Annotated in this window: 23 protein-coding genes; 10 read left to right on the top strand and 13 right to left on the bottom strand. The window is 68.4% G+C overall.

The window, feature by feature from the left end; translation table 11 throughout:
* Positions 1 to 482: 482 nt before the first annotated feature.
* Positions 483 to 809 (top strand): DUF4148 domain-containing protein, encoded by a 327-nt coding sequence (locus DFS13_RS17910; protein WP_006483102.1) that lies wholly within the window; start codon positions 483 to 485, stop codon positions 807 to 809.
* A 108-nt stretch (positions 810 to 917) separates the two neighbouring features.
* Entirely contained in the window at positions 918 to 2,045 is a 1,128-nt protein-coding gene (locus tag DFS13_RS17905; protein ID WP_111441940.1) for a J domain-containing protein, read from the top strand.
* 16 nt (positions 2,046 to 2,061) lie between these two features.
* Here the strand turns inward: DFS13_RS17905 and DFS13_RS17900 are convergent, their stop codons facing one another.
* The 6 genes from DFS13_RS17900 to DFS13_RS17875 all read right to left on the bottom strand — a co-directional run bounded on the left by DFS13_RS17900 (position 2,062) and on the right by DFS13_RS17875 (position 7,650).
* A complete protein-coding gene (locus tag DFS13_RS17900; RefSeq protein ID WP_006483110.1) occupies positions 2,062 to 2,967 on the bottom strand; it encodes a LysR family transcriptional regulator in 906 nt (301 codons plus the stop codon).
* A gap of 74 nt (positions 2,968 to 3,041) precedes the next feature.
* Positions 3,042 to 4,286, bottom strand: a complete 1,245-nt coding sequence (locus tag DFS13_RS17895) for an acyl-CoA dehydrogenase family protein (protein WP_006483083.1) — start codon at positions 4,284 to 4,286, stop codon at positions 3,042 to 3,044.
* A 39-nt stretch (positions 4,287 to 4,325) separates the two neighbouring features.
* Positions 4,326 to 5,084 (bottom strand): SDR family NAD(P)-dependent oxidoreductase, encoded by a 759-nt coding sequence (locus DFS13_RS17890; protein ID WP_006494539.1) that lies wholly within the window; start codon positions 5,082 to 5,084, stop codon positions 4,326 to 4,328.
* A gap of 7 nt (positions 5,085 to 5,091) precedes the next feature.
* A complete protein-coding gene (locus DFS13_RS17885) occupies positions 5,092 to 5,856 on the bottom strand; it encodes an SDR family oxidoreductase (protein ID WP_060212249.1) in 765 nt (254 codons plus the stop codon).
* A gap of 68 nt (positions 5,857 to 5,924) precedes the next feature.
* Positions 5,925 to 6,956: a phosphotransferase gene (locus DFS13_RS17880; protein WP_006483113.1), complete on the bottom strand. Its 1,032-nt coding sequence runs from the start codon at positions 6,954 to 6,956 to the stop codon at positions 5,925 to 5,927.
* Positions 6,957 to 6,975: 19 nt separating this feature from the next.
* Positions 6,976 to 7,650, bottom strand: coding sequence for a histidine phosphatase family protein (locus DFS13_RS17875; RefSeq protein ID WP_006483087.1), 675 nt, complete (start codon positions 7,648 to 7,650; stop codon positions 6,976 to 6,978).
* 203 nt (positions 7,651 to 7,853) lie between these two features.
* Between DFS13_RS17875 and DFS13_RS17870 the strand changes: the two genes are divergently transcribed.
* Entirely contained in the window at positions 7,854 to 8,009 is a 156-nt protein-coding gene (locus DFS13_RS17870; protein ID WP_006483086.1) for a DUF3309 family protein, read from the top strand.
* Between the two features lie 128 nt (positions 8,010 to 8,137).
* Here the strand turns inward: DFS13_RS17870 and DFS13_RS17865 are convergent, their stop codons facing one another.
* The 3 genes from DFS13_RS17865 to DFS13_RS17855 form a co-directional block, all read right to left on the bottom strand.
* Positions 8,138 to 8,515 carry a BON domain-containing protein gene (locus tag DFS13_RS17865; RefSeq protein WP_111441939.1) on the bottom strand — a complete coding sequence of 126 codons (378 nt, stop codon included), beginning with the start codon at positions 8,513 to 8,515 and terminating at the stop codon, positions 8,138 to 8,140.
* A 48-nt stretch (positions 8,516 to 8,563) separates the two neighbouring features.
* Complete coding sequence (locus DFS13_RS17860) at positions 8,564 to 9,547, bottom strand: LysR family transcriptional regulator (RefSeq protein WP_111441938.1); 984 nt, start codon at positions 9,545 to 9,547, stop codon at positions 8,564 to 8,566.
* Positions 9,548 to 9,684: 137 nt separating this feature from the next.
* The gene (locus DFS13_RS17855; protein ID WP_181461617.1) at positions 9,685 to 10,824 is read right to left on the bottom strand and encodes an NAD(P)H-quinone oxidoreductase; all 1,140 of its coding nucleotides are present in this window, start codon (positions 10,822 to 10,824) and stop codon (positions 9,685 to 9,687) included.
* A 92-nt stretch (positions 10,825 to 10,916) separates the two neighbouring features.
* Here DFS13_RS17855 and DFS13_RS17850 point away from each other — a divergent pair, with 92 nt between their 5' ends.
* Positions 10,917 to 11,789, top strand: a complete 873-nt coding sequence (locus tag DFS13_RS17850) for a LysR family transcriptional regulator (RefSeq protein ID WP_058903558.1) — start codon at positions 10,917 to 10,919, stop codon at positions 11,787 to 11,789.
* A gap of 25 nt (positions 11,790 to 11,814) precedes the next feature.
* On the opposite strand, the gene DFS13_RS17845 is transcribed toward DFS13_RS17850, so the two are convergent.
* Entirely contained in the window at positions 11,815 to 14,580 is a 2,766-nt protein-coding gene (locus DFS13_RS17845) for a LuxR C-terminal-related transcriptional regulator (protein WP_111441937.1), read from the bottom strand.
* 291 nt (positions 14,581 to 14,871) lie between these two features.
* On the bottom strand, positions 14,872 to 16,539 hold the full coding sequence (locus tag DFS13_RS17835; RefSeq protein ID WP_181461616.1) for a fatty acid--CoA ligase: 1,668 nt from the start codon (positions 16,537 to 16,539) through the stop codon (positions 14,872 to 14,874).
* A gap of 355 nt (positions 16,540 to 16,894) precedes the next feature.
* On the opposite strand from DFS13_RS17835, the gene hchA reads away from it, so the two are divergent.
* The 3 genes from hchA (at position 16,895) to DFS13_RS17820 (ending at position 19,718) form a co-directional block, all read left to right on the top strand.
* The gene (hchA, locus tag DFS13_RS17830) at positions 16,895 to 17,776 is read left to right on the top strand and encodes a glyoxalase III HchA (RefSeq protein WP_006494548.1); all 882 of its coding nucleotides are present in this window, start codon (positions 16,895 to 16,897) and stop codon (positions 17,774 to 17,776) included.
* Positions 17,777 to 17,898: 122 nt separating this feature from the next.
* Positions 17,899 to 18,636 (top strand): response regulator, encoded by a 738-nt coding sequence (locus tag DFS13_RS17825; RefSeq protein WP_006482275.1) that lies wholly within the window; start codon positions 17,899 to 17,901, stop codon positions 18,634 to 18,636.
* A complete protein-coding gene (locus DFS13_RS17820) occupies positions 18,633 to 19,718 on the top strand; it encodes an ATP-binding protein (RefSeq protein WP_111441936.1) in 1,086 nt (361 codons plus the stop codon). Before DFS13_RS17825 ends, DFS13_RS17820 begins: the two co-directional genes overlap by 4 nt.
* Before the next feature lie 19 nt (positions 19,719 to 19,737).
* Here DFS13_RS17820 and DFS13_RS17815 read toward each other — a convergent pair whose 3' ends face one another.
* Entirely contained in the window at positions 19,738 to 20,421 is a 684-nt protein-coding gene (locus DFS13_RS17815) for a hypothetical protein (RefSeq protein ID WP_111441935.1), read from the bottom strand.
* Positions 20,422 to 20,602: 181 nt separating this feature from the next.
* Here DFS13_RS17815 and DFS13_RS17810 point away from each other — a divergent pair, with 181 nt between their 5' ends.
* Positions 20,603 to 21,874 (top strand): MFS transporter, encoded by a 1,272-nt coding sequence (locus DFS13_RS17810; RefSeq protein WP_077189820.1) that lies wholly within the window; start codon positions 20,603 to 20,605, stop codon positions 21,872 to 21,874.
* A gap of 216 nt (positions 21,875 to 22,090) precedes the next feature.
* Here the strand turns inward: DFS13_RS17810 and DFS13_RS17800 are convergent, their stop codons facing one another.
* Positions 22,091 to 23,038, bottom strand: coding sequence for a LysR family transcriptional regulator (locus DFS13_RS17800; RefSeq protein WP_058902501.1), 948 nt, complete (start codon positions 23,036 to 23,038; stop codon positions 22,091 to 22,093).
* A 115-nt stretch (positions 23,039 to 23,153) separates the two neighbouring features.
* Between DFS13_RS17800 and DFS13_RS17795 the strand changes: the two genes are divergently transcribed.
* Both DFS13_RS17795 and DFS13_RS17790 read left to right on the top strand, forming a co-directional pair.
* Positions 23,154 to 24,209, top strand: a complete 1,056-nt coding sequence (locus tag DFS13_RS17795) for a 4-hydroxythreonine-4-phosphate dehydrogenase PdxA (protein ID WP_111441934.1) — start codon at positions 23,154 to 23,156, stop codon at positions 24,207 to 24,209.
* Between the two features lie 49 nt (positions 24,210 to 24,258).
* On the top strand, positions 24,259 to 25,431 hold the full coding sequence (locus tag DFS13_RS17790) for an L-rhamnonate dehydratase (protein ID WP_060264175.1): 1,173 nt from the start codon (positions 24,259 to 24,261) through the stop codon (positions 25,429 to 25,431).
* The last annotated feature ends 7 nt before the right edge of the window (positions 25,432 to 25,438 follow it).

Raw genomic sequence — 25,438 nt, 5'->3', positions numbered from 1 at the left:
GCAACCGAGCCTTGCAGGCCATTCATCGCGCGTCGACCATGAGTCTGCGGATCGATCCGAAGCCGCATCGGTCGGCATTCGCACGTCCCCACCTGCCGCACGACAAGTAAAACCGATTGCCTCGATCAGGCGTCCAGCTTTGACGCCGCGCCGACCGGTCGCTCCGGCCGCATGCCGGATCATTGGCCTCGCGACCGATGCACGTACCTGCCGCTGAGCCGGGCCGGCCCGAGCGACACGATTGATGCAATCAGGGTCGCCTCACCACACGCGTCAGGAACGGCCCATGCGGCAAGCACCGCCGCAGCCATCGCCGATGCGTGATCGCCCCGGCATGCGCATTGCGCACTCTCACGCATTCTGGAACACAGCTCGCCAGGAATCGCCGTTTATCCGGCCGTTCCGGGTTCCTAAACTTGCTCCATCGATCTGGCGGCCTGCCGCAGGTACGCCGAATCGCAACGAAACCGTCTGAGGAAATCGTGAAATCGCTCATCGTTACCATCGCCGCCGTCACCACTACCGCCACCGCGCTGCTTGCCGCACCGACCCTGTCGTACGCGCAGTCGTCGTCCCACTCGACGCTCACCCGCGCGCAAGTGCGCCAGGAGTTGCTGGACCTCGAATCGGTCGGCTACAACCCGTCGATCGGCGACGGCGACAGCTATCCGGACGACATCGTCGCCGCGCAGGAACGCCTGGCCGCGAAGCGCCTCGCCGAACACAAGAATGCCGAAGCGGGCTACGGCCCGAACGGCGCACCGGGTTCGGATTCCGGCGCGCCGGCAGCGGCGGCCGTGGCGCACTGACGCGCCGCCGGTCGCCGAGAGGAAGCCCCCCGTTCCGCGCCGCCCCGCGGGCATGCGGCTAAAATACCGGCCTGCCGCGCGTCCCGCCGCGGCCGGAGGACACTCATCATGACCGCACGTCGCGGTGCCGCGGTCGCCATCGCACCCGGCCACGAGCCAGCCAGCCTGTCGAAAGCCCAGCAAACGTTCAATACGCTCGTCAAGCAGATCGAGACGCGGCGCGAGCGGCTCGGCGCGTGGGAAGCCGCGATGCCGGCGTTCCAGAAGAAGTTCGTCGACGCTCTGCTGCCGCTCGAACAGGAAGCGACTGCGCTGCGCATCCGGCTGATCCATCTGCTCGACGACGCGTTCCTGCAGAAGGGCCTGAGCAAGGCCGAGCAGCGCACGCTGTCGGACCTGATCGTCGACATGGCGCGCGATTTGCTCGACGTCAGCGACGACGCGACGTTGAAAATCATCTACGACCGGCATGCCGGACCCGCGCACACCGGCCACGCGGCAGGCGCTCCCGAGCCCGCCAAACCGGGACGGGAACGGGAACCCGAGCCGCAACCGCCAGAAGATCTCGACACGCTGTCGCCCGACGAACTCGCGGCACGCATGCAGGCTGAACTCGACGCCCAGTTCGAGCGCGACATGGCCGCCCATACGGCCCGCGAGGCGCGGCGCGCCAAGCGCAAGAAGGCACCGAAGCAATCGGCTGCGCAGGCCCGGATCGAAGCCGAGCAGGCCGAATCGAGCAAATCGATCCGCGAGATCTATCGCAAGCTGGCCAGCGCGCTGCACCCCGATCGCGAACCCGATCCGCAGGAGCAGCAACGCAAGACCGTGCTGATGCAGCGGGTCAACCGTGCCTACGAGAAAGGCAATCTGCTCCAGTTGCTCGAACTGCAGCTGGAAATCGAACAGATCGACCGGTGTGCGATCGACGGTCTCGGCGAAGCGCGGCTCACTCGCTACAACGGCATCCTGGAGGAACAGCTGCGCGAACTCGATCAGGAGATCGCGCACGTCGAGCACGACTTCCGGCGCACGTACGGGATCGCGCCGTCCACCAAGGTCGCACCCGATACCGTGCTGCGCATGCTTGCGCGCGACATCGCCGGCATGCAGCGGAGCAACCAGGATTTGACCGTCACGCTGCGCGAGTTCGAGGATCCGGATCAGGTCAGGAACTGGTTGAAGGACATGAAACGCCGGCCCGCATCGTCACGCTTCGACGACGAATCGTATTGAGCCGCCTGCGCGCGCGTCACCGCACCTCGCCGATCCCGCCCATCAGCGTCATCAATTGCTCGCGCAGCCACTGGCTGCCCTGATCCTGATCGGCGCTGCGATGCCAGTAGCAGAAGTAGTCGAGCCCCGGCATCTCGAACGGCAGTTCCAGAATGCGCGCCGGATAGCGCTGCAGCAGCCGCAGCGGCGCCGTCAGCGCGAGATCGCTTCGCATCGCGATCAGCGGCGCGACCATGTAGTGCTGCACGCGCATCTGGATATTGCGGCGCAGCCCGAGCCGCGTCAGTTCCGCGTCGACGTGCCCGCTGCCCTTGCGGCGGCTCGACACGTGGATGTGGCCCATCGACAGGTAGTCGTCCATGGTCAGCGTGTCGCCGTTGAACGGGTGATCGTCGCGGATCATGCATGCGTAGCGGTCCTGCACCAGCAGCGCCTGGTGCAGATGCGGATCGCCGATCAGCGGCGCGTCGATCGCGATGTCGACCGAGCCGTTCGCGAGCGCGGTCGCGACTTCGCGGCGGTCCATCGTATAGCTGCGCACGTGCATGCCGGGCGCATGCGTCTGCAGCAGTTCGCCGAGCGCGGGCAGCAGCAGCGCCTCGGTCAGGTCGCTCATGCTGAGCCGGAACACGCGCTCGGACGAAGCCGGGTCGAACACGTCGCCTTCATGCGCGCTCGAATCGAGCAGTTGCAGCGCCTCGCGCACGCGGCCGACGATGTTCTCGGCCATCGGCGTCGGCATCATCCCGGCCGGCGTGCTGACGAACAGCGGATCGTTCAGCGTCTTGCGCAGCCGCGCCAGCGCGTTGCTGACGGCCGGCTGCGTGAGGTTCAGCACCTCGGCCGCGCGCGTCAGGTTGCGCTTGTTGTAGATCGCCTCGAATACGACGAACAGGTTCAGATCAATCTTCGAAAGGCGCATCGCCGGATCTCCTTGCCGGCATCTTAATACGGCGTGCGCCTCCCGTTCGCCCACGTCGCTCTCCGGCGCGCCGCTCAGTCGCGCGGCGGCGGCGTCAGGTACGGCGCGGTCGCGCCGGGTTCGCCGTCCTTGATCTCCATCCGCGCGATCGCCTGCAGGTGCACCTCGTCCGGGCCGTCGGCGAAGCGCAGCGCGCGGCCCCAGGTCCACAGGTCGGCCAGCGGCGTATCGGGGCTCAGGCCCGCCGCGCCGAATACCTGCATCGCGCGGTCGCACACGTCCGTATAGACGGTCGGCACGAGCGCCTTGATCATCGAGATTTCCTTGCGCGCGGCCTTCGCGCCGACCTTGTCGATCATCCACGCGGCCTTCAGCACCAGCAGGCGCGCCTGGTCGATCTCGATGCGCGAGCGCGCGATCCATTCGCCGACCGTGCCGTGCCGGTTCAGCGGCTTGCCGAACGCGACGCGCGACTGCGCGCGGTCGACCATCAGCTCCAGCGCCAGCTCGGCCGCGCCGATCGAGCGCATGCAGTGGTGGATGCGGCCCGGCCCGAGGCGCGCCTGCGCGAGCGCGAAGCCGCTGCCTTCCTCGCCGAGCAGGTTGCGCGCCGGCACCCGCACGTTGTCGAACGTGATCTCGCAGTGTCCTTCCGGCGCGTGGTGATTGACCACCGTGATGTTGCGCACGACCGTCACGCCCGGCGTGTCGCGCGGCACGAGGATCATGCTCTGCTGCTGGTGCGACTCGGCGTCGGGATCGGTCTTGCCCATCACGATGAAGATCTTGCAGTTCGGATGCGCGGCGTTGGTGATGAACCACTTGCGACCATTGATCACGTACTCGTCGCCGATACGCTCGATGCGCGTCGTGATGTTGGTCGCATCCGACGACGCGACGTCGGGCTCCGTCATCGCGAACGCCGAGCGGATCTCGCCGCGCAAGAGCGGCAGCAGCCACTGTTCGCGCTGCTCGGGCGTCGCGAACATGTGCAGCAGCTCCATGTTGCCGGTGTCCGGCGCATTGCAGTTGAACACTTCCGACGCCCAGCTCACGCGGCCCATGATCTCGGCGAGCGGCGCGTATTCGAGGTTCGTCAGGCCCATCCCCGGCTCGTCGTCCTTCAGGTGCGGCAGGAACAGGTTCCACAGCCCTTCCGCCTTCGCGCGTTCCTTCAGTTCCTCCATGAACGACACCGGATACTGGCCCGCGTGCACTTCGTCGTTCCACTGGCGGATGCGCGGCACGATGTGCGCATCCATGAATGCGCTCACGCGTTCGCGCAGTGCTTCCACTTTCGGGGTGTAGCCAAAGTCCATGATCGACTCCTCGAGATTCCGTGTTTCCGTTCGTTCGGTTCAGAAGGCCGAGACGCCGCCGTCGACGGCGACGGCCTGCCCGGTCAGATACGTGTTTTCCTTCGCGCACAGCATCAGCATCGTCGCGACGATTTCGTCCGGACGGCCGAGCCGCTTCATCGGCGAGCCCTGCGCCAGAAACTCCTGGCGCTCGCCGATCTCGCTGTCGGTGACCATCGGCGTCGCGCTGTAGAACGGGCATACCGCATTCACGCGGATGCCGTGGCGCGCATATTCGAGCGCGGCCGTCTTCGTGAGCCCGACCACCGCATGTTTCGACGCCGCATACGCGGCCAGCTTCGGCGCGCCGCCGAGCCCGGCCATCGACGCGACGTTCAGAATCACGCCTTCGCGCTGCACGAGCATCTGGCGGATCTGGTGCTTCATCCCGAAGAACACGCCTTTCGCATTCACCGCGAAGCTCAGGTCGAGATCGGCTTCGTCGGTGTCGATCAGCGCCTTCATCGGCGGGGCGATGCCCGCGTTGTTGATGCCGACGTCGAGCCGCCCGAAGCGCGCGACGGCTTCCTGCACCAGCGACGCGACGTCCGTTTCGATGCGCACGTCGCAGCGCTGCGCGAGCACGTCGGCGCCCCCCGCGCGCAACGGCGCGGCCACGCGTTCGAGCGCATCGCCGTTCAGGTCGCCGAGCGCGAGCCGCGCGCCCATCGCGGCGAGCTCGCGCGCGAGCAGCGCGCCGAAGCCGCTCGCGGCGCCGGTGATCATCACGGCCTGGCCGGCGTAGCTGTCGAGTTTCATCGCGCGCTCAGATCGTCAGGCCGCCGTCGACGACGATGCATTCGCCGTTCGTGTAGCTTGCCGCGTCCGACACGAGATACAGCACGGTGCCGGCCATTTCGCGCGGCTCCGCGTGGCGGCGCAGCGGAATCTTCGTCATCCAGGTTTCGTAGATGTCCTTGTCGGCGAACAGCGCGCCCGCGAACTTCGTCTTCGTGAGGCCCGGCAGCAGCGCGTTCACGCGGATGCCGAGCGGCCCGCATTCCTTCGCGAACGCCTTCGTCATGTTGACGACGGCCGCCTTCGTGATCGAGTAGATGCCTTGCCGGTCGCCCGGCTGCAGCGCGTTCACCGACGCCGTGTTGACGATCGCGCCGCCGCCGTGCGTCTTCATCAGCTTGCCGGCCTCGACCGACATGAAGAAGTAGCCGCGGATGTTCACGTCGACGGTCTTCTCGTACGCGGCGAGATCGGTATCGAGGATGTGCCCGAAATACGGGTTCGCGGCCGCGTTGTTCACGAGGATGTCGAGACGGCCGTGCTTGCCGCGGATGTGCTCGAACGTCGCGGCGATGTCCTCCAGACGCCCGACGTGGCACGCGAGCGCCTCGGCGCGGCCGCCCGTCGCGACGATTGCGTCCGCAACCGCCTGGCAGTCGTCGATCTTGCGGCTCGACACGATCACGTGCGCGCCTTGTTCGGCGAGCAGCTTCGCGATTTCCTCGCCAATGCCGCGGCTCGCGCCCGTCACCAGTGCGATCTTGCCCGTCAGGTCGAACAGGTTCGTTGCCATGTTGCTGTGCTCCTCCATTGATTGGTTGTCGTGTCGCCGCGCGGCGAGCGTGACGCTTCGCGGCGATATCAGCGATGCGCGTCGATCACGCCGACGGCCAGCTCGGCCAGCCGGCCGGCCATTTCGCCGACGCGCAGCGCCTGCTCGCTCGATGCGTTGCCCTGCAGCGCGCGCGCCTTCACGCCCTGCGCGATCGCCGCGAGCCGGAAGAAACTGAAGGCGAGGTAGAAATGCCAGTCGCGGATCGGCGCGATGCCGCGCAGCTCGCAGTAGCGCGCGACGATCGCCGCTTCGTCCGGAATCCCGAGTGCCGCGCGATCCTGGCCCGCGAGCCCGCGCACCTGGCCGCCCGACGGCAGCCGCAGGCACATGCAGAAATACGCGAGATCGGCGAGCGGGTTGCCGAGCGTCGACAGCTCCCAGTCGAGCACGGCCTGCACGCGATAGCCGTCGCGCGCGAACATCAGGTTGTCGATCCGGAAATCGCCGTGCACCAGCGCCGGCCGGCCCGTGTCCTCGGGGCATGCTTTCGGCAGCCAGTCGATCAGCGTCTCCATCGCGTCGAGGCGGCCGGTTTCGGCCGCGCGATACTGCTTCGTCCACACGCCGATCTGGCGTTCGAAGTAGTTGCCCGGGCGGCCGTAGTCGGCGAGGCCCACCGCATCGACATCGACGTCGTGCAGCGCGGCCATCGTCTGCAGCAGCGCGTCGTAGCAGGTCGCGCGCTCGGCCTTCGGCAGTTCGGGCAGCGCGGGATCCCAGAAGATCCGGCCATCCTCGAAACTCATCACGTAGAACAGGCTGCCGATCACGTCGCGGTCTTCGCACAGGTGATACGGGTGCGCGACCGGCACCGCGGTGCCCGACAGCGCGGTCAGCACGCGGAATTCGCGGTCGACCGCGTGCGCGGATTTCAGCAGTTCGCCCGGCGGCTGGCGGCGCAGCACGTAGCGGCCGCTCTTCGCATTCAGCAGGAAAGTCGGATTCGACTGGCCGCCGGCAAACTTCTCCGTGTCGACCGGGCCTTCGAAGCCCGGCACGTGCGTTTCCAGATAGCGCGTGAGGCGGGCTACGTCGAGTTGCTGGGAAGGGTTCGTCATCGTCGCGATCGTTCGTGGGTCAGCCGTAGGTGCGCAGCGCGTGTCGTTCGGGATCCTCCAGATGCGGGATGCCGTTGAACGACGCGAGGTGGAACGCCTCGGCGTTGAAGAAAAACTGCGAAAGACTGCTGTTGCGGATCTGCAGGTTCAGCGCGATCGCGCTGGACGGCGGCGCCGCGAGCACCTGCTGCACGGTGACCGCGATCGGGCCGCCGGAGCTCACCGCCAGCACGCGCTGGCCGCCGCCGTGGCGGATCGCGGCGCGCGCGTCGGCCACGCGCTGCTGGAAATGGGCCCAGGTTTCGGGAGCCGCATCGCCGAGCTTGTCCTCGGTCCACAGCTGCAGCACCTGCCGGAGCGCGCGGAAATGTTCCTTCATCGAGCCGGCCGCGAGCCGCGCGATTTCCGGGTAGTCGCTGGCGGCGGCCGCGAACAGCCCGTGGAAATCGTATTCGTTCAGGCCCGGATGGCGGTCGACCGCGACGCCTTCGCGGTCCATTCCGCGCAGGATCGCGGCGACCGTCTGCGCATGGCGGTTCATCGTGCCGCAGATCACGCGGTCGAACGTCAGCCCCTGCCGCGCGAAGTATTCGCCGAGCCAGACGCCCTGCTGGTCGCCCGCCGCGGAAAGCCGGTCGTAGTCGTCGGTGCCGAACGACGCCTGCCCGTGCCGTACCAGAAAGAGTTCAGCCATTGCGCTCGCCTGAGGGAAAACCGAAGGCCCAGCATAGCGACCGGGCCCGCATTTTTGAAATTTATTTTCTGAATCAGTCGGTATTCATCGCATGAATTTCTCCGATTCAGACGATGCGCTTGCGCCGGTTTTCATCGGCCCCACATCGCGGCACGCGAATTGCGACAGCCGACACCGTGTCGAATAAATCCAGGAGGGATGCGATGCTCGGTACGATCCTCATCATCGTTCTGATTCTGCTGCTCATCGGAGCATTTCCTGCATGGCCGCACAGCCGAAGCTGGGGCTACTGGCCATCGGGTACCGTCGGGCTGATCGTCGTCATTGTCGTGATACTGGTGCTGCTCGGTCGCATCTGACGCCCCCGCCACCGGCGGCGGGACGCGTCGCAGCCGGCACGGGTGCGTGCCTTCCCGAGCCTTCGCCGTGGATTCTTTACACGACGAAACCCGCAAAGACATGCACCCGATGCCGTCAACCCTTTCCGTTACTGGCCACCCTCCAGGCGCAACTGGAGCTTGCTCTTCACCGACGTCACGCCCGGTACCTGACGGGCCGCGTCCACCGCGGCCCGGTCCTGGGACTCGTCGGCGATCTGCCCGGCCAGTGTCACGTCGCCCGTCTTCGCCTTCGCGAACACGGTGACCTGCGCATTGCCGACGCCGGGCGCCCTCACGATGGCCTGACGGACCTTCTTCGCGAATGCGCGGTCGGCCGCGCGCTCGGCTTTCTTCGCCGCACGCGGCGACGCGGTTGCCGGCGCCGCCTGCTCGGCGGGCGCAGCGGACGGGGCGGACTGTGCGTGAGCGGCCAGCGGCGACAGCGCAACGAAACCTGCAACGACGATTGCAAAACGAGACTTCATCGGATTCTCCTCGACAGGAACGAACGGGTACGACGGATGGGCCGGCCGTCAGGCCGTGACGCCCGACAACGCACGGGCATGCTCGCGGCCGTGCGGCGCCGCGAGCGCGTCCAGCGCGCGCGCGTCGGCTTTCAGCGCGGGCGACAGCGTCGCGCGCAGATGATCGACGAAGGTGCGGACCTTCGCGTCCAGGAAGCGGCGCGACGCATACATCGCGTACACGTCGAGCATCGTCAACCGGTAGTCCGGCAGCACGCGCACGAGCCGCCCGCTGCGCAGGTCGTCGATCGCCGAATAGATCGCGAGCGAACCGATGCCCAGCCCCGCGCGCAGCGCGATCGACATCGCCTCCGGCGCATTCGCGTGGAACGGCGCGGCCGTGACCGCATGCGACACCGCCTGGCCGCCCGCGCCGTGCAGCAGCCATTCGCCGTTCGCTTCCGCCGGCGTATCGAGGCGCAGGCAGGTATGGCGCGCCAGGTCGGCGGGCACGGCCGGCGCGCCGTGGCGGGCGAGGTAGGCCGGCGACGCGACCAGCACGCTGACGGACGTGCCGCACGAATGCGCGATGCACGCGGAGTCCGGCAGGCTCGCGGCCGTGACGACCGATACGTCGTAGCCTTCCTCGACGAGATTGGGCATCCGTTGCGAATAGGTCATCTCGATGGCGACGTCGGGAAAGCGCGCCCGATAGGCGACGGCCAACGCGGTCACATGGCTCTGCCCGAGCCCCGGCATCGTATGCACGCGCAGGCGTCCGTACGGGCGGACCAGCGCGTTCCTCGCCTCGGCATTCGCCTGGTCGACATCGCCGAGGATCGATTGCAGGCGCTCGAAATAGCGGCGTCCGCTGTCGGTCAGCGCGATTTTCCGGGTGGTCCGGTTCAACAGACGAATCTGCGCATACGCTTCCAGGCTCGCGACGGCCCTCGACACCTGGGCGGTCGCGACATCGGTCTGCTTCGCCACGGCGGAGAAGCTGCCGGCCTGCACGACGCGAACGAACGTCCGCATGTTCTCGAGCATGTCCATTTCGACTCATCGTCCAGTCCGGTGCTGCATCCACGCGACGCGCCGACGGGGCGCGGCGACGCATTCGGTGCCCCGATTGTCGGACCATCCCCGCCGCGGCTTCAGCCCCCCGACCGGGGGGCTGAAGGGTAGGCCGATCATGTGGAATGCTTGGCGTTTGCGTCGACGGCGGCCCGCAGCGATCCCTCCGCGGCCCGCGTCGCCAGCACGATCTTGCCGATATGTCGCCCCGAATCCATCAGCTCGTGCGCCGCACGGGCGTCGCGCAGATCGAACAGCCGATAGACCTGCGGCCTGACCGTGCCTTGCCGGATCAGCGGCCACACGGCCTCCTCGAGCTCGCGAATGATCTGCGCCTTCTCCGCGTAAGTGCGCGAGCGCAGCGTCGAGCCGATGTGCGTGAGCCGCTTCGTCAGCATCGGAAACAGGTCGAGCGCCTTCGCGGGGCCATTGATCACGCCGATCTGCACGATGCGCCCGTTCATCGCGGCCGCCGCGAAATTGCGCGCGACGTAGTCGCCCGCGATGATGTCGACGATCACGTCGACGCCCTTGCCGCCCGTGAAGCGCGCGACCGCCTCGACGAAATCCTCGCTGCGATAGTCGATCGCGAGATCCGCGCCGAGCCGCATGCTCGCGTCGCGTTGCGCGTCCGACCCGACGGTCGTGATGATCGTCGACGCGCCGAACGCCTTCGCCAGCATCGTCGCCGTCGTGCCGATGCCCGACGCGCCGCCGTGGATCAGCACGCTTTCGCCGGGCGACAACCGGCCGCGCTGGAACAGGTTCAGCCAGACCGTCATGAAGGTCTCCGGCAGCGCCGCCGCCTCGGCCATCCCGAGGCCGTCGGGAATCGCGAGCGTGTTGCTCTCGTTCGCCACCGCGTATTCCGCGTAGCCGCCACCGGGAATCAGCGCGCAGACGCGATCGCCGACGGCGAACCGCGTGACGTCGCGGCCGACCGCGACGATTTCGCCGGCGATCTCGAGGCCGGGAATGTCGGACGCGCCGGGCGGCGGATCGTACAGCCCCTTGCGCTGGAACACGTCCGGGCCGTTGACGCCGGCCGCATGAATCCGGATCAGCACGTCGTCGGGGCCTGGCACCGGTACGGCGCGGGTCGCCGGCACGAGCACGTCGGGGCCGCCGGGACGCACGATTTCGATCGCGGTCATGTGGGTGGGAAGGGGGTTCGCGTCATCAATCACGATATGATCCTCAACGTTCGTCGATGCGCGGCCGATTCGCGGGCCATCCTCGAATCGCGGCATCGCCATGTGTGTGAAGCCAGTCTATGGGCGATGCCGCTGGCGGGCACGCAGCGATTTACCGGTCGGGGAATGCAAAAATGCATCAGTCGGGACACACGATGAACTGGGACGACGCGCGCGTCTTTCTCGCGATCCATCGCGAACGCACGCTGCGCCGCGCGGCGCAGACGCTCGGCGTCGATCAGGCGACGGTCGGGCGGCGGCTCGCGACGCTCGAGCACATGCTCGGCGCGACGCTGTTCCTGCGCTCGTCGAAAGGCTATCTGCCCACGCCGGTCGGCGAACTGGCGCTGCGCGCCGCCGAGGCGATGGAGCAGCACGCGCACGAGCTGGTGCGGCTGACGCACGGAGTCGACCGGCGGCTTGCCGGCGAGGTGAAGATCACGACGACGGACGCGCTCGCGATCGAGTTCGTGATGCCGTCGATCGCGCGGCTGCACGCGAAACATCCCGACGTCTCCGTCGCGCTGAACACGTCGACCCACATCCTGAATCTCGCGAAGCGCGAAGCCGATATCGCCATCCGCACCGTGCGGCCCGAGAACCCCGATCTGGTCGCACGCCGGCTGGCGTGCTGGGACATGGGCCTGTTCGCGTCGCCCGACTATCTGCACCGGCACGGCGAGCCCGAGCGCGGCCGCGCGTTCGCGGGTCACGATCTCGTCGTCTACCAGCCGTACATCGACGCCAGCCGCAAGCCGACCCTCGCCGGCGAACCGATCGACGGCGGGCGCATCGTCACGCGCACGAACTCGAACCTGATGATGCGCGCGGCGCTGCGCGCGGGCCTCGGCGTCGGCGAGATTCCCGTCCACATGGGCGAGCGCGACGGGCTCACGCGCATCTGGCCGGACCGCATGCGGCAGTCGCCGTACGAGGTCTGGCTCGTCACGCACCGCGACCTGCGCCACACCGCGCGCATTCGCGCGGCGATCGACGAGATCGTGGCCGCGTTCGCCGCGCACCGCTGACGCGCGCCGGCACCGTATCGGCCGGTCATTCGTCGTCGCGCCGCACCCGCGACGGATCGAGCGCCAGCCCGCTGCGCACCGCCTGGATGCGCGACGTCACGTTGAGCTTCTCGAAGACGTTCTTCAGGTGCCACTTGATCGTCTCCGGCGCGACCCGCAGCGCACGGGCGATTTCCTTGTTCGACAGGCCACGCGCGACGTAGTCGAGGATCTCGACTTCCCGTGCGCTGAGGTTGCCGGGCCCACCCTGCCGCGTGGCGGGCGTGGCGTTCGATTGCCGCTGCCCGTCGAACGCACGGGCCAGATCGCGCAGATACCATGCGCCGACCGCCGGAAAGCGGTCGGCACGCCTGTGTACGCGCGCCAGCAGGCGCTCGGCCGCGGCCCCTTCGTCGACGAAGGTTCGGACGAGTCCGTTGCCCTGGCCGTATTCGAGCGCGCGCGCCAACGCCGCGAGCGCCGCGCTTTCGTCGCCCGCCTGGTCGAGCGCGATCGCAAGCAGCACGGCCGCCTGCGCCGCGAACCAGTCGAACCCACGTGCGGCCAGCACCGCGTGCACGGTCGCCATGCGCTGGGCCGCCTCGCTCGCGCGCGCATCGGCGAGCAGCAGCCTGGCCTGCGCGGATTGCGCCATCTGCCACGTCTCGACGTGGCTCGACGCTTCGTCCGGCGGCACGGGCGACACCAGCGACGCCAGCGCCCGCCCCACGCGATGGGCTTGCGTCGGCTTGCCGGCGGCCAGATGCAGCCGGATACCGGTCGCCATGCACGCGACGCGCAGCCGCAGCCATTGCCGGCTGCACGCGACGCGATCGGCTTCGTCCAGCATGTCGTGCGCGCGCGCATCGTTTCCCGACTGGAATTGCAGCAGCGCGGCCGTCTGCATGAACCTCAGCAACGGCCCGAGCGAGCACGCCTGCATCGCGATGTCGAAGCGGTCGGCCTGCGCGTCGCGCACCTTCGCCCAGTCGTTCCATTCGTAATAGATCGCCGACAGATAGCCGGCCGACAGCGCCGTCGCGGCCGACAGGCGACCCGCCGATCGTTCGGCGGCATGCAGCGCCGTCTCGAACGTCTTCGACGCGTCGTGCAGCCGGCCCGCGACGAACTCGGCCAGGCCCGACATGTTCTGGCGGTACACGTTCGCGTAAAGCGGCTCGTGTCCGGACGCAGCGTGTTCCGCGCGCGCGCCGAGATCCCGCACGTCGCCGAGGCGGCCCGCGTAGCCGAGCCCGAAGATCAGCGTCGTCTGCCCGATCTGCTCGACCCACGAACCGGCCGGCGGCGCGGCCGCGAGTACGCGCTCGCCGAGCTGCAGCGATTCGATGCTGTGATCCGACAGCCCGGCGATCAGCGAGCGCACGGCCAACAGTTCGGTCGCCGTGACGGCATCGGTATCGAGTCGCCCGGTCGCGATGTCGGCTTCCAGCGCTTCCAGCGCGCGGCGCGCCTCGACCATCTGCATCGACAGCGCGAGCGCCCACGTATGCGCGATCCGCAACCGCAGGCGGCCCGCCAGCGCCTGCCCGGGCAGGCGCGACACCCAGTCGAGCACCGTGCGCACGTCGCTCGACGCGATGAGCTTCATCGCGCACGCCTCGACCCAGCCGGCGGCCGCATCGAAGTCGCCCGCCGCGAGCGCGTGCCTGACGGCGTCCGGCCATTGCCGCTCGTCCGCGTACCAGGCGCTCGCGCGACGATGCAGCGTGGCCACCGCGCCGGGCTCGCGCAGCGCCAGTTCCTCCCGCAGGTATTGCAGGAACAGCGCGTGATAGCGGTAGCGCCGCCGGTCACCGTCGATCGACCGGATGAACAGGTTGTGCGCATTCAGCCATTCGAGGCAATCGAGCGCATCGTCGCGGCCGGTCAGCGCATCGCACAGCGCCGGCGTCATCCGGTCGAGCACCGCCGTATGCAGCAGGAAGTGGCGGATCGCGTCCGGCACCTGCGTCATCACGTTGTCGTTCAGGTACGCGGCAATGCCGGCACGCGCGTGGCTGACCTGCTCGGCCACGCGCGCCGCGTCGCTGTCGTCGTGCAGCGCCAGGGCCGCCAGTTGCAGGCCCGACACCCAGCCTTCGGTCGCCGCGCGCAGACGCGCGACGTTGTCCGCATTGAGCGGCTTGCCGGCCACCCGCTCGAAGAACGCACGCGTCTCCGTGTCGTCGAAACGCAGGTCGTGCTCGTCCACCCGCACGAGTTCGTCGCGCGATTCGAAATAGCTGAGCGGCAGCGCGGGTACCGAGCGGCACGCCAGCACGACGTGCAGGTTCGACGGCGCGTAGCGCAGCAGGTCGAACATCGCGTCGTGAATGACCGGCGACGCGAGGCGATCGAAGTCGTCGAGCATCAGGAACAGGTCGACGCCCGCGCTGTCCAGTTCGTTGAGCAGTTCGTCGAAGACGGTCTTCAGCGGAATCAGCGCGCGATCGCGCAACAACTGCTGCGCGCGGGCGCCGACACCGCCGGTTGCGTCGACGATCGCGGCGACCACGTAGGACGCGAAGATCGACGCGTTGTCGTCGTCCTGGTCGAGACTCACCCACGCGACTTTGACGTCCGACGCCACCAGCGCGTGGCGCCATTCCGCCAGCAGCGTGGTCTTGCCATATCCGGCCGGCGCGCACACGAGCGTCAGCCGGCGGTCGAGGCCGCGCCTGAGCCGGCCGAGCCGCGCGATGCGCGCCACGATACCGCGGGCCGACGCCGGCGCCAGCTTGGTGCGCACCAGCACTTCGATCGCATCGGGGTCCGGCGGGCGGGCCGGTTGTCTGCTGTCCATCGGCGCCATGCTGTTCGTGTTCTCCTCGCGCTGATCGCGTGTCCGTCGGCCCGGCCGGCGAAGCCGCCGGCCGGGCCCGGTCTCGCCGTGCGCCGAAAACAGCATAACGATTCGACGCCGGCCGTCAAAAGTAGGTGATGTCCGTACCGGCGTGGGCGCGCGCAGCGCGTATCGGTCCGCGACACGGGACCCGCATTGTTCTCGAACCGGCGCGCGATGTTCAGCCCCCCATTCGGGGGGTTACCCCGGGCGGGGAGCCGCGGGGCCCTGGCCGCCGGCGTCTGGGCGGCCGGGCACCCGTCAGTCGGGCTGGTAGCGCTCGCGCAACGCGCGCTTGTTGATCTTCCCGACGCTCGTCTTCTCGATCGCGTCGACGATCAGCAGCCGTTCCGGCACCGCATAGCGCGAGATCAGCCCGCGGTCGGCCACCTGCTTCACGTGCGCTTTCAATTCCTCCGGCTCGACGCGGCCAGCCTGCTCGTCGGTCAGCACGACCAGCGCGAGCGGACGCTCGCCCCAGCGCGCATCCTTCACGCCGATCACCGCCGATTCGCGCACGGCCGGATGACGCGACAGGATGCTCTCGAGTTCGAGCGACGAGACCCATTCGCCGCCCGTCTTGATCACGTCCTTGATGCGGTCGGTGATCTGCAGCCGGCCGTCGGGATCGATCACGCCGATGTCGTTCGTATGCAGATAGCCGCCGGCCCACAGCGCGGCCGACGCCGGCGCATCGCCGAGATAGCCTTGCGTCGCCCACGGCATCCGCACGACGACCTCGCCCGCCGACCGGCCGTCGTGCGGCACGTCGCGAAACTGCGCATCGACGATGCGCAGGTCGACGAGCGGCAACGGCAGCCCCGCCTTGGTCCGGCGCGCGATGTCGTCGTCGGCCGACGCACCGCCGGCCGCGCGCGGCGGGTCAATCTGCGCGATCGTCATCAGCGGGCAGGTTTCCGACATCCCGTACCCCGTGTAGACCTCGATGCCGCGCGCGAGCGCCGCCCGCGCGAGCCCGTCGGACAACGGCGAGCCGCCGACGATCACCTTCCACGCCGACAGGTCGACCGCCGCGGACGCCGGGCTGTCGAGAATCATCGCGAGCAGCGTCGGCACGCAATGCGAGAACGTCACCGCTTCGCGCGCGATCAGCGCCACCAATCCGTCCGGCGAATAGCGGCCCGGATAGACCTGCTTGAGCCCGAGCGCGGTCGCGATATACGGCATCCCCCAGGCGTGCACATGAAACATCGGCGTGATCGGCATGTAGACGTCGTCGCGATGCACGCGGCCGCGATCGCGCGCGCTCGACAACGCCGCCATGCCCGCGAGCGTATGCAGCACGAGCTGCCGATGGGTGAATGCAACGGCCTTCGGCAGGCCGGTGGTGCCGGTCGTGTAGAACGTCGTCGCGCGGGTTTGCTCGTCGAAATCGGGGAACGCGAAATCGGGCGAACCGGCCGCGACGAGCGCCTCGTATTCGTCGGTGAAACCATCCGGCAAACCGGCTTCATCGCCGTCGGCGATCAGCACGACGTGCCGCACCGTATCGAGCCGGTCGCGCATCCCCGCCAGCAGCGGCAGGAAGTCGCGGTGAACCAGCACGATGCGCGCGCCCGAATGGTTGAGCGTATACAGCAACTGATCGGGCGACAGCCGGACATTGGCCGTCATCAGCACCGCGCCCATCATCGGAATCGCGTGGTAGCACTCCAGGTAGCGATGGCTGTCCCAGTCCAGCACGGCGACGACGTCGCCCGCGCCGACGCCGATCGACGCCAATCCGCTCGCGAGTTGCCCGATGCGATGCCGGAACGTCCAGTAATCGTGCCGGACCCGGTCGCCGTACACGATCTCCTGCTCGGGCCGCGTCGCCAGCGGCGCATGAAGCAGCTGCTTGATCAGCAGCGGATACGCATGGGCGGACGGTGCCGGCTCGTCTTGCGGATACGGGTATGACGAATTCATGAATGTCTCCATGGGCGACCGGTCGGGTCGTCGAGCGTGCGGCCACGATACCGGACCGGCCGGCTTTCGCGCCCCCCCCCTGTCCGGGGGGAGCGGGCCTCCTGGCCGGCACCGGCGGCGGACCGCTCGTACACGTATCACGGCGATCGGCGCGCGAGACCCACCCGTTCGGGGAGGCGCCCGCCGCGACATGCCGTTGTAGGATTCATCGCAGCGCGTATTCTTCCTGTGAGATCCCCGTCCGCCCGACCGGGCATGACCGGAAAGCCAGGCCGCCGCGCAATCGGCGCGCCGACTCACGCATGCATCTCACCGGCCCCGCCCGCCCCCCTTCCCCCCTGAGCAAGGAGCAGCCATGACTTCCGACACGACGCAGGTGGACCGCACGCCCGCCCCCGACCCGGCGGAGAACAATGCGTATTTCCCGTCGCCGTATTCGCTGTCGCAGTACACGTCGTCGAAGACCGACTTCGACGGCGCCGATTACCCGAATCCGTACACCGGCGGCAAGTGGAAGGTCCTGATGATCGCGACCGACGAGCGCTACATCCTGATGACGAACGGCAAGATGTTCTCGACCGGCAACCATCCGGTGGAGATGCTGCTGCCGATGCACCACATGGACAAGGCCGGCTTCGAGATCGACATCGCGACGCTGTCGGGTAACCCGGCCAAACTCGAACTCTGGGCGATGCCGCAGGATGACGAGGCCGTGCAGAGTACTTACCGGAAATACCTGCCGAAGCTGAAGACGCCGCTCAAGCTGTCCGACGTGCTCGACCAGCATTCCGGCGCCGATTCGCCGTATATCGCGGTGTTCATTCCCGGCGGCCACGGCGTGCTCGCCGGCATTCCGCACAGCAAGGACGTCAAGCGCACGCTGCGCTGGGCGCTCGACCACGACCGGCACATCATCACGCTGTGTCACGGGCCCGCATGCCTGCTGTCGGCCGCCGTCGACGAAGATCCTCAGGACTACCCGTTCAAGGACTACGAGATCTGCGTGTTTCCGGATGCGCTCGACACGGGGCCGAACCTCGACATCGGCTACATGCCGGGCCCGCTGCCGTGGCTCGTTGCGCAAAGCCTCGAAAAGCTCGGCGCGCGCGTGCTGAACAAGGACATGACCGGCCGCTGCCATCAGGACCGCAAACTGATCACGGGCGACAGCCCGCTCGCGTCGAACGGCGTCGGCAAGCTCGCGGCCGCAGCGCTGCTGAAGGCGGTCGGGCACTGACGGTACGCGCCGCCCTGGCGCGGCGTCTCGCCGGGGCATGGCCGCCCGTCTCCATTCGACCGCCAGAGCCGTACGGTAGTATGGCGATTCGATGGAACCCCGCTGAATCCGAACGAGTGGCCATGCCCGAATTTCCTTCATCTCCCGGCGCCGGCCAAGGCGCGCAGGCGCTCGTCCTCATCGCCGAGGACGAACCCGAGATCGCCGAGATCCTGATCGCGTATTTCGCGCGCAACGGCCTGCGCACCGTGCACGCCGCCGACGGCCGCCGCGCGCTCGAACTCCACCTGTCGCTGAAGCCCGACCTCGTGCTGCTCGACGTGCAGATGCCGCACGTCGACGGCTGGAAGGTGCTTGCCGAGATCCGCCATCGCGGCGACACGCCGGTCATCATGCTGACCGCGCTCGACCAGGACATCGACAAGCTGACCGGGCTGCGCATCGGCGCCGACGACTACGTGGTCAAGCCGTTCAACCCGGCCGAAGTCGTCGCGCGTGCTCAGGCCGTGCTGCGCCGTTCGATGGCCGGCGCGCGCCAGGAAGAGCAGCGCGTGCTGCGCGCCGCGCCGTTCGAGATCGATCTCGAGCACCACGAAGCGACGGTCGAAGTCGACGGCGTGCGCCACACGCTCGTGCTGACGCTCACCGAATTCAAGCTGCTCGCGCAGCTCGCGCGCGCACCGCGCCGCGTGTTCAGCCGCGCCGAGCTGATGGCCACCTGCCTGCCGGAAGGTGACGCGCTGGAGCGCACGGTCGACAGCCACGTCAGCAAGCTGCGCAAGAAACTCGACGATCTCGGCGTCGCGGGCGTGCCGGCCAGCGTGCGCGGCGTCGGCTACAAACTGTGGAGCGGCGAGTGAGACTCGACGGCCTGAGCCGCCAGATCGCGCTGACGATGGGCGCGATCGCCTTCGGCATCACGGTGCTGATCGTCGTGACGGCCTACGTGTTCTACTACCTGCTGTACCAGTACTCGCCCGAGTACTTCAAGCCGCAGAGCTGGGTCCCGAGCGGGCCCGAGTGGGTGTGGATCATTTCGACCACGCTGGTGGGCCTGCTGATCGCGGTCGTCGTCGCGGTCAACCTGTCGCGCCGCATCCTCGTGCCGTTGAATTCGGTGACGGACAGCATCCGCCGCGTCGCGCGCGGCGATCTCGGCGCACGCGCGGTCGCCGGCGACCGTTCGCTGAAGGAAGCGGCGCTGCTCGCCGACAACTTCAACGCGCTCGCGAGCGAACTGCAGCGTGTGACCGACGAGCAAACCTTCTGGAACGCGGCGATCGCGCACGAGCTGCGCACGCCCGTGACCGTGCTGCGCGGCCGGCTGCAGGGGCTCGCCGAAGGCGTGTTCACGCCGAGCGACGCGCTGTATCGCAGCCTGCTCGCGCAGGTCGAAGGGCTGACGCGGCTGATCGAGGATCTGCGCGTGATCAGCCTCGCCGATAGCGGCCACCTGAGCATCGAGATCCGCGACACCGACCTCGCCGCCGAGGTACGCGCCGTGGTCGACGCGTTCGCGCACGCGCTGCAGGCCGCCGGCCAGCATCCGGAATTCGATCTCGACCCGCGACGCATGCGCTGCGACCCGGTCCGGCTCCGCCAGGCGTTGCTCGCGCTGCTGGAAAATGCGCGCCGCCATGCGGTGCCCGGTGCGATCCGGATCCAGACGCGCATCGAGAACGGGATGTGCCGGCTGCGCGTCGAGGACGACGGCCCCGGTATCCCGGCCGAGTTCGCGCCGCACGTGTTCCAGGCGTTCCGGCGCGTCGACGAGACGCAACCCGGCGGCACCGGCCTCGGGCTCGCGGTCGTCGCGGCGATCGCGCATGCGCATCGCGGCGAAGCGCTGTGCGTGCCGACCGGCGCGGGCGGCACGCGGTTCGAGGTGCGGTGGCCCGACGATCTCACGCCGGCGCCCGACAGCGAGCGCTTCCCGGCGTAACGCGCCGCCGCTCCCCCCTTCACGCGCGCGGTTCGCGCCCGACCTGGTCCAGCGGCGGACTGAACCCGAGCACCGTGTATTCCATCACCGATACCGTCCCGGTTCCGGCCGCGCCCTGCACGATCACCGCGCGCACCGCGCCGGCGCGGTCGAATTTCAGCTGCGTGCCGACTGTCGCGTGACGCAGCGCCTCCAGCTCCTCGATCCGCGCGATCGCCAGCTTGCGTACCGCGCCGGACACGTACACGGGCAGGAACACCAGCGCGATGAAGATCGACACCGCGTCCTTCGACACGCTGTCCAGCACCGGCCGGCCCGACATCACGAGCGACAGCGAGGTCGCCGCGACGAAGATCGCGAGCACGGTCGCACCGACGCCGAGCGACGCAAGCCGCTCGGCCGCCTTCTTCATGCGGGCCTTCACGAGCGCGCGGGCGGGCGCGGCCGTCATCAGCCATTCGCGCTGCGCCCCGTGAAATCCGGCGATACCGAGGAACAGCGTCGCGACCGCGCTGACCGCGATGCTGGTGTACAGCGCGCCGGCCATCACGCAGACGAATTCGAGCACGAACACGATCGCAAGCGGGCACAGCAGCAGGCGGAACGAATAGCCGTCGCGGCCGTGCCCGCGGATCCACCATCTCACCGGCGCGAGCTGCCAGAAGCGGCTCTCCGGGCGGAGCGAAAGTTCGTCGTCGGTCAATGCTTCACCTGTGTGTCCGTTGCACCCATGCGCCCGGTGCGGCTGAAACCGGAATGAACACCTGGGGTTATCGATTGATCCCAAAGATTCATTGGACAGTGTCTCCGCCGCCGCGCGATGCTGGGCCGGCCCGTGAACGCAGCGTCATTGCAACGCCGCGCACGAACATGGAGTGAGACAGATGCCCAACGACCACCGTCAACGGCGCCACACACTGTGGCTGCTGTGCGCGCTTTCGTTCATCCTCTACGTCGATCGCGTCAATCTCGCGACCGCCGCCGGCGCGATCAAGGCCGAACTCGGGCTGTCGAATACCGAGCTTGGCGTCGCATTCTCCGCGTTCGCGTATTCGTATGCAATCTGCCAGATCGGCGGCGGCTGGATCGCCGACCGGTTCGGCGCGCGCATCACGCTGATCGGCTGCGGATTGATCTGGGTGGTCTCCACGTTCACGACCGGGCTCGTGCACAGCCTCACGCTGCTGTTCGCCGCGCGGCTGCTGCTCGGCATCGGCGAAGGCGCGACGCTGCCGGCCCAGGCCCGCGCGATCACGCACTGGTTTCCGCGCGAGCGGCGCGGCGTCGTGCAGGGCTTCACGCATTCGTTCTCGCGGCTCGGCAACGCGGTCACGCCGCCGATCGTCGCCGCGTTGATGACGTGGCTGTCGTGGCGCGCGGCGTTCTTCGTGATCGGCGCGGTCACGCTCGTCTGGCTCGCGTGGTGGATCGTCGGCTTCCGCGAGCATCCGGCGGGCGACGACGACGGCCGCCCGCGCGCCGCGCGCCCGGTCACACCGTCCGGCCCGACGCCGTGGGGGCCGCTGTTCCGGCGCATGGCGCCGACCATCTTCGTCTACTTCTGCTACGGCTGGACCGCGTGGCTGTTCTTCACGTGGCTGCCGACCTTCTTCCTGAACGGCCAGGGCCTGAACCTGAAATCGACCGCGTTGTTCGCGTCCGGCGTGTTCTTCGCGGGCGTGGTCGGCGACACGCTCGGCGGCTGGCTCTGCGACCGCATCTACCGGAAGACCGGCAACCTCGCGCTGTCGCGGCAGAGCGTGATCGTGACGAGCTTCGTCGGCGCGCTCGCCTGCCTGCTGCCGCTCGCGTTCGTGCACTCGACGGCCGGCGTCGCGCTGTGCCTGTCCGGGTCGTTCCTGTGCCTCGAACTGACGATCGGGCCGATCTGGGCCGTGCCGAGCGACATCGCGCCGACCCACGCCGGCATCGCGAGCGGGATGATGAACGCCGGTTCCGCGATCTCGGGAATCCTGTCGCCGATCCTGTTCGGCTATCTCGTCGATCGCACCGGCAGCTGGACGGTGCCGTTCATCGGCTCGGTGGCGATGCTGCTGATCGGCATCGTCGCCGCGCTGCGGATTCGCCCGGACCGCGCGCTGTCCGAATCGATGCCGGCGCTCGCCGACGCGCCTGCCGCGCCGTCGGCGCACTGAAGCGGTTCGCTCGGGTTCGCCCTCGGCCGCCTCGCCGGCGTCGCCATCACGCTTCACCGCGCTCCGCGGCGGCGGTGACTCGGCTTGTTCGGCTTGTTCGGCTTGATCGGCTTGATCGGCTTGATCGGCTTGATCGGCTTGATCGGCTTGATCGGTCTCATCGGTCTGATCGGCTGGCGCGGCTGGCTCGGCCGCCTCGGCTGGCAAACCGCGCCATTACGCATCGCCGTCATCCCCCGCGCCGTCCCGGTGAAACAGCGCGAGAAACTGCTGCGCGGGAATGCTCAAAGGCCGGTCGCGCCGCACGAGGCTGCCGTACGACGGCAGCTTCTGTTCGAGCGTGTAATCGATGATCGCGACGAGCCCGTGCGCCGCGTTGCGCTGCGCGACCGTCAGCGGAATCACGCCGAGCATCGACGAACGGTCGACGAGGTTCATCGTGGTCAGGATCGAGCCCGTTTCGACGAGCCCGCGCGGCATCGGCTGGTGACGCGAGCGGAATTCGCGCTCGACGACCTCGCGCGCCGGGCTGCCGGTCGGCTGCACGATCCACGCATAGTCGAGCAGCGCGTCGAATTCGACCGGCCCCGCGTCCGCGAGCGGATGGTCGCGGCCCGCGATGATCGCGAGCGCCTCGTCGTCGACCACGCGGAAGTCGCAGTCGGTCCCGACGTGGCGCCCGATCACCACTTCGAGCACGCCTTCGCGAAGCTGCGGCATCAGCCGGTCGCTCGTGTCGACCGCGATGTCGATCGCGAGCAGCGGATAACGCGCCTTCAACTGCACCAGCGCCTCGGTCAGCCGCCCCGGCGACGCCGCCATGATGCTGCCGATCGCGAGCCGCCCCGCGCTGCCGAGCTGCAGTTCGCCGAGCTCGCGGTTCAGCGCCTCCATGCTGCCGCGGATGCCGCGGAAATAGCCGAGCACGCGCTCGCCGGCCGGGTTCAGCACGAGCCCGCGCCCGATGCGGTCGAACAGCCGCTGGCCGAGCGCACTCTCCAGTTCGGCCAGCATCTTCGTCGCGGCCGGTTGCGTGAGGCCCATCTGCTCGGCCGCCGCGCGCAGCGTCGAGCATTCGTCCACGGCCAGCAGCAGCGCGATCTGGCGCATGCGCAGCCGGTTCAGCAGTTGCGGGGTCGAGTCTCGTCGGTCGATCGAGCCCATTTTTGATTACTCCAGGTTATCGATTCATCAAGAGTTTTCAATTTACCGACTCATTCCGTCTACCTAGCATCAACCCCATAGACCAACGGCCACGCGCCGCCACCGGAGACACCGCATGCACACCCCCTCGACCGCCGCCACGCAGCCCGTCGTCGCGCTGACGCTCGGCGACCCCGCCGGCATCGGCGCCGAACTGATCGCGAAACTGCTCGCCCGCCCCGACGCGACCGCCCGCGCGAACCTCGTGCTGATCGGCGATCGCTGGCTGTGGGAGGCTGGCCAGCGCGTCGCCGGCGTCACGATCGACGTCGAACCCGTCGCGTCGCTGGCCGCCGTGCGCGGCCGGCCGTCGACCGCGCGCGCCGCGTTCGTCGCGGTCGATACGATCGACGCCGCGCAGGTCACGGTCGGCCAGGCGGATGCTGCCGGCGGCCGCTCGACGCTGGCCGTGCTCGACCAGTGCCTCGACGCCGCGCTCGCCGGCGACATCGACGCGATCTGCTTCGCGCCGCTGAACAAGTACGCGATGAAGCTCGGCGGGCTGCGCCACGACGACGAGCTGCACCACTTCGCCGAGGCGCTCGGCGTGACCGGCTACTTCTGCGAATTCAACACGCTCGGCGAACTGTGGACCGCGCGGATCTCGTCGCATATCCCGCTGAAGGACGCGGCCGGCTGCCTGAGCATCGAGCGGATCGAACAGGCGTCCGAGCTGATCTACCGGTCGCTGCTCGCGAACGGCGTCGCCGCGCCGAAGGTCGCGATCGCCGCGTTCAACCCGCACGGCGGCGACGGCGGCAGTTGCGGCCGCGAGGAAGTCGACATCATCGAGCCGGCCGTGCGCCGCTTGCAGGCGCGCGACTGGCCGACCGACACGCCGTTCCACGGCCCGTTCCCGGCCGACACGATCTTCCTGAAGGCGCAGGCCGGCGATTACCAGGCGATCGTCACGATGTACCACGACCAGGGGCAGATCGCGATCAAGCTGCTCGGCTTCTCGCGCGGCGTGACCGTGCAGGGCGGGCTGCCCGTGCCGATCACGACGCCCGCGCACGGCACCGCGTACGACATCGCGGGCCGCGGCACGGCCGACGTCGGCGCGACCTGGCAGGCGCTGCAGATCGCGTGCCGGATGGGCGCCGCGCGCCGCACCGCCGCCGTTTCGGCGTGACGCTCGCACGCCTTCTACACACGACAACCCCGATTCTGGAGACACCATCATGAAGATCCGCTCCGTACGCGCTCGCGTATTCCAGTGGAAAGGCAAGACCGTCCCGCCGCAGGGCAACTTCTGTTCGAACGCGATGGACCTGCTGTATGCGCCGCAGGAGACGATGAGCACGTTCCGCTTCCATGCGTGGACGGTCGTCGAAGTCGAAACCGACGACGGCATCGTCGGCCTCGGCAACGTCGCGCTCGCGCCGCAGGTCGCGAAGGTCATCATCGACCAGTACCTCGCGCCGCTCGTGATCGGCCAGGACCCGTGGGACTACGAGTACCTGAACCAGCGGATGTACCGCGCGACCCATGCCTGGGGCCGCAAGGGCATCGGCATGGCGGCGATCTCGGCGGTCGACATCGCGATCTGGGACATCCTCGGCAAGAGCGTCGGCAAGCCGGTCTTCAAGCTGCTCGGCGGCCGCACCAAGGAAAAGATTCCCTGCTACTACTCGAAGCTCTATCGCACCGACCTGAAGGCGATGCAAGAGGAAGCGCAGCAGTACCTGAAGGAAGGCTTCCGCGCGTTCAAGATGCGCTTCGGCTACGGGCCCGCGCACGGGCAGCAGGGCGTGGTCGAGAACCTGAAATCGGTCGCGGCGATCCGCGAGGTGATCGGCTACGACAACGACCTGATGCTCGAGTGCTACATGGGCTGGAACCTCGAGTATGCAAAGCGCATCCTGCCGAAGCTCGAGAAATACCAGCCGCGCTGGCTGGAAGAACCGGTGATCGCGGACGACCTCGACGGCTACGCGGAGCTGAACCGGCTGACGCGCATCCCGATCTCCGGCGGCGAGCACGAATTCTCGCTGTACGGCTTCAAGCAGCTCCTCGACCGCAAGGCCGTATCGGTCGTGCAGTACGACACGAACCGCGTCGGCGGGATCACGATGGCGCACAAGATCAACGCGCTGTGCGAGGCGTACAGCGTGCCGGTGATTCCGCACGCGGGCCAGATGCACAACTACCACCTGACGATGAGCACGCTCGCGTCGCCGATGAGCGAGTACTTCCCGATGTTCGACGTCGAGGTCGGCAACGAGCTGTTCTATTACATCTTCGACGGCGAACCGGTGGCCGAGAACGGCTTCCTGCAACTGCGCGACGACGTGCCGGGCCTCGGCCTCACGCTGAAGACCGAATTCCTCGACCAGTTCGACATCGTCGAGTGAGGGCCGA

The organism is Burkholderia sp. 28_3 (genome assembly GCF_003253915.1).
Lineage (GTDB): Bacteria > Pseudomonadota > Gammaproteobacteria > Burkholderiales > Burkholderiaceae > Burkholderia > Burkholderia cenocepacia.
The sequence above is the reverse complement of the archived record's forward strand: the minus strand, read 5'-3'. Positions and strand labels throughout refer to the sequence as shown.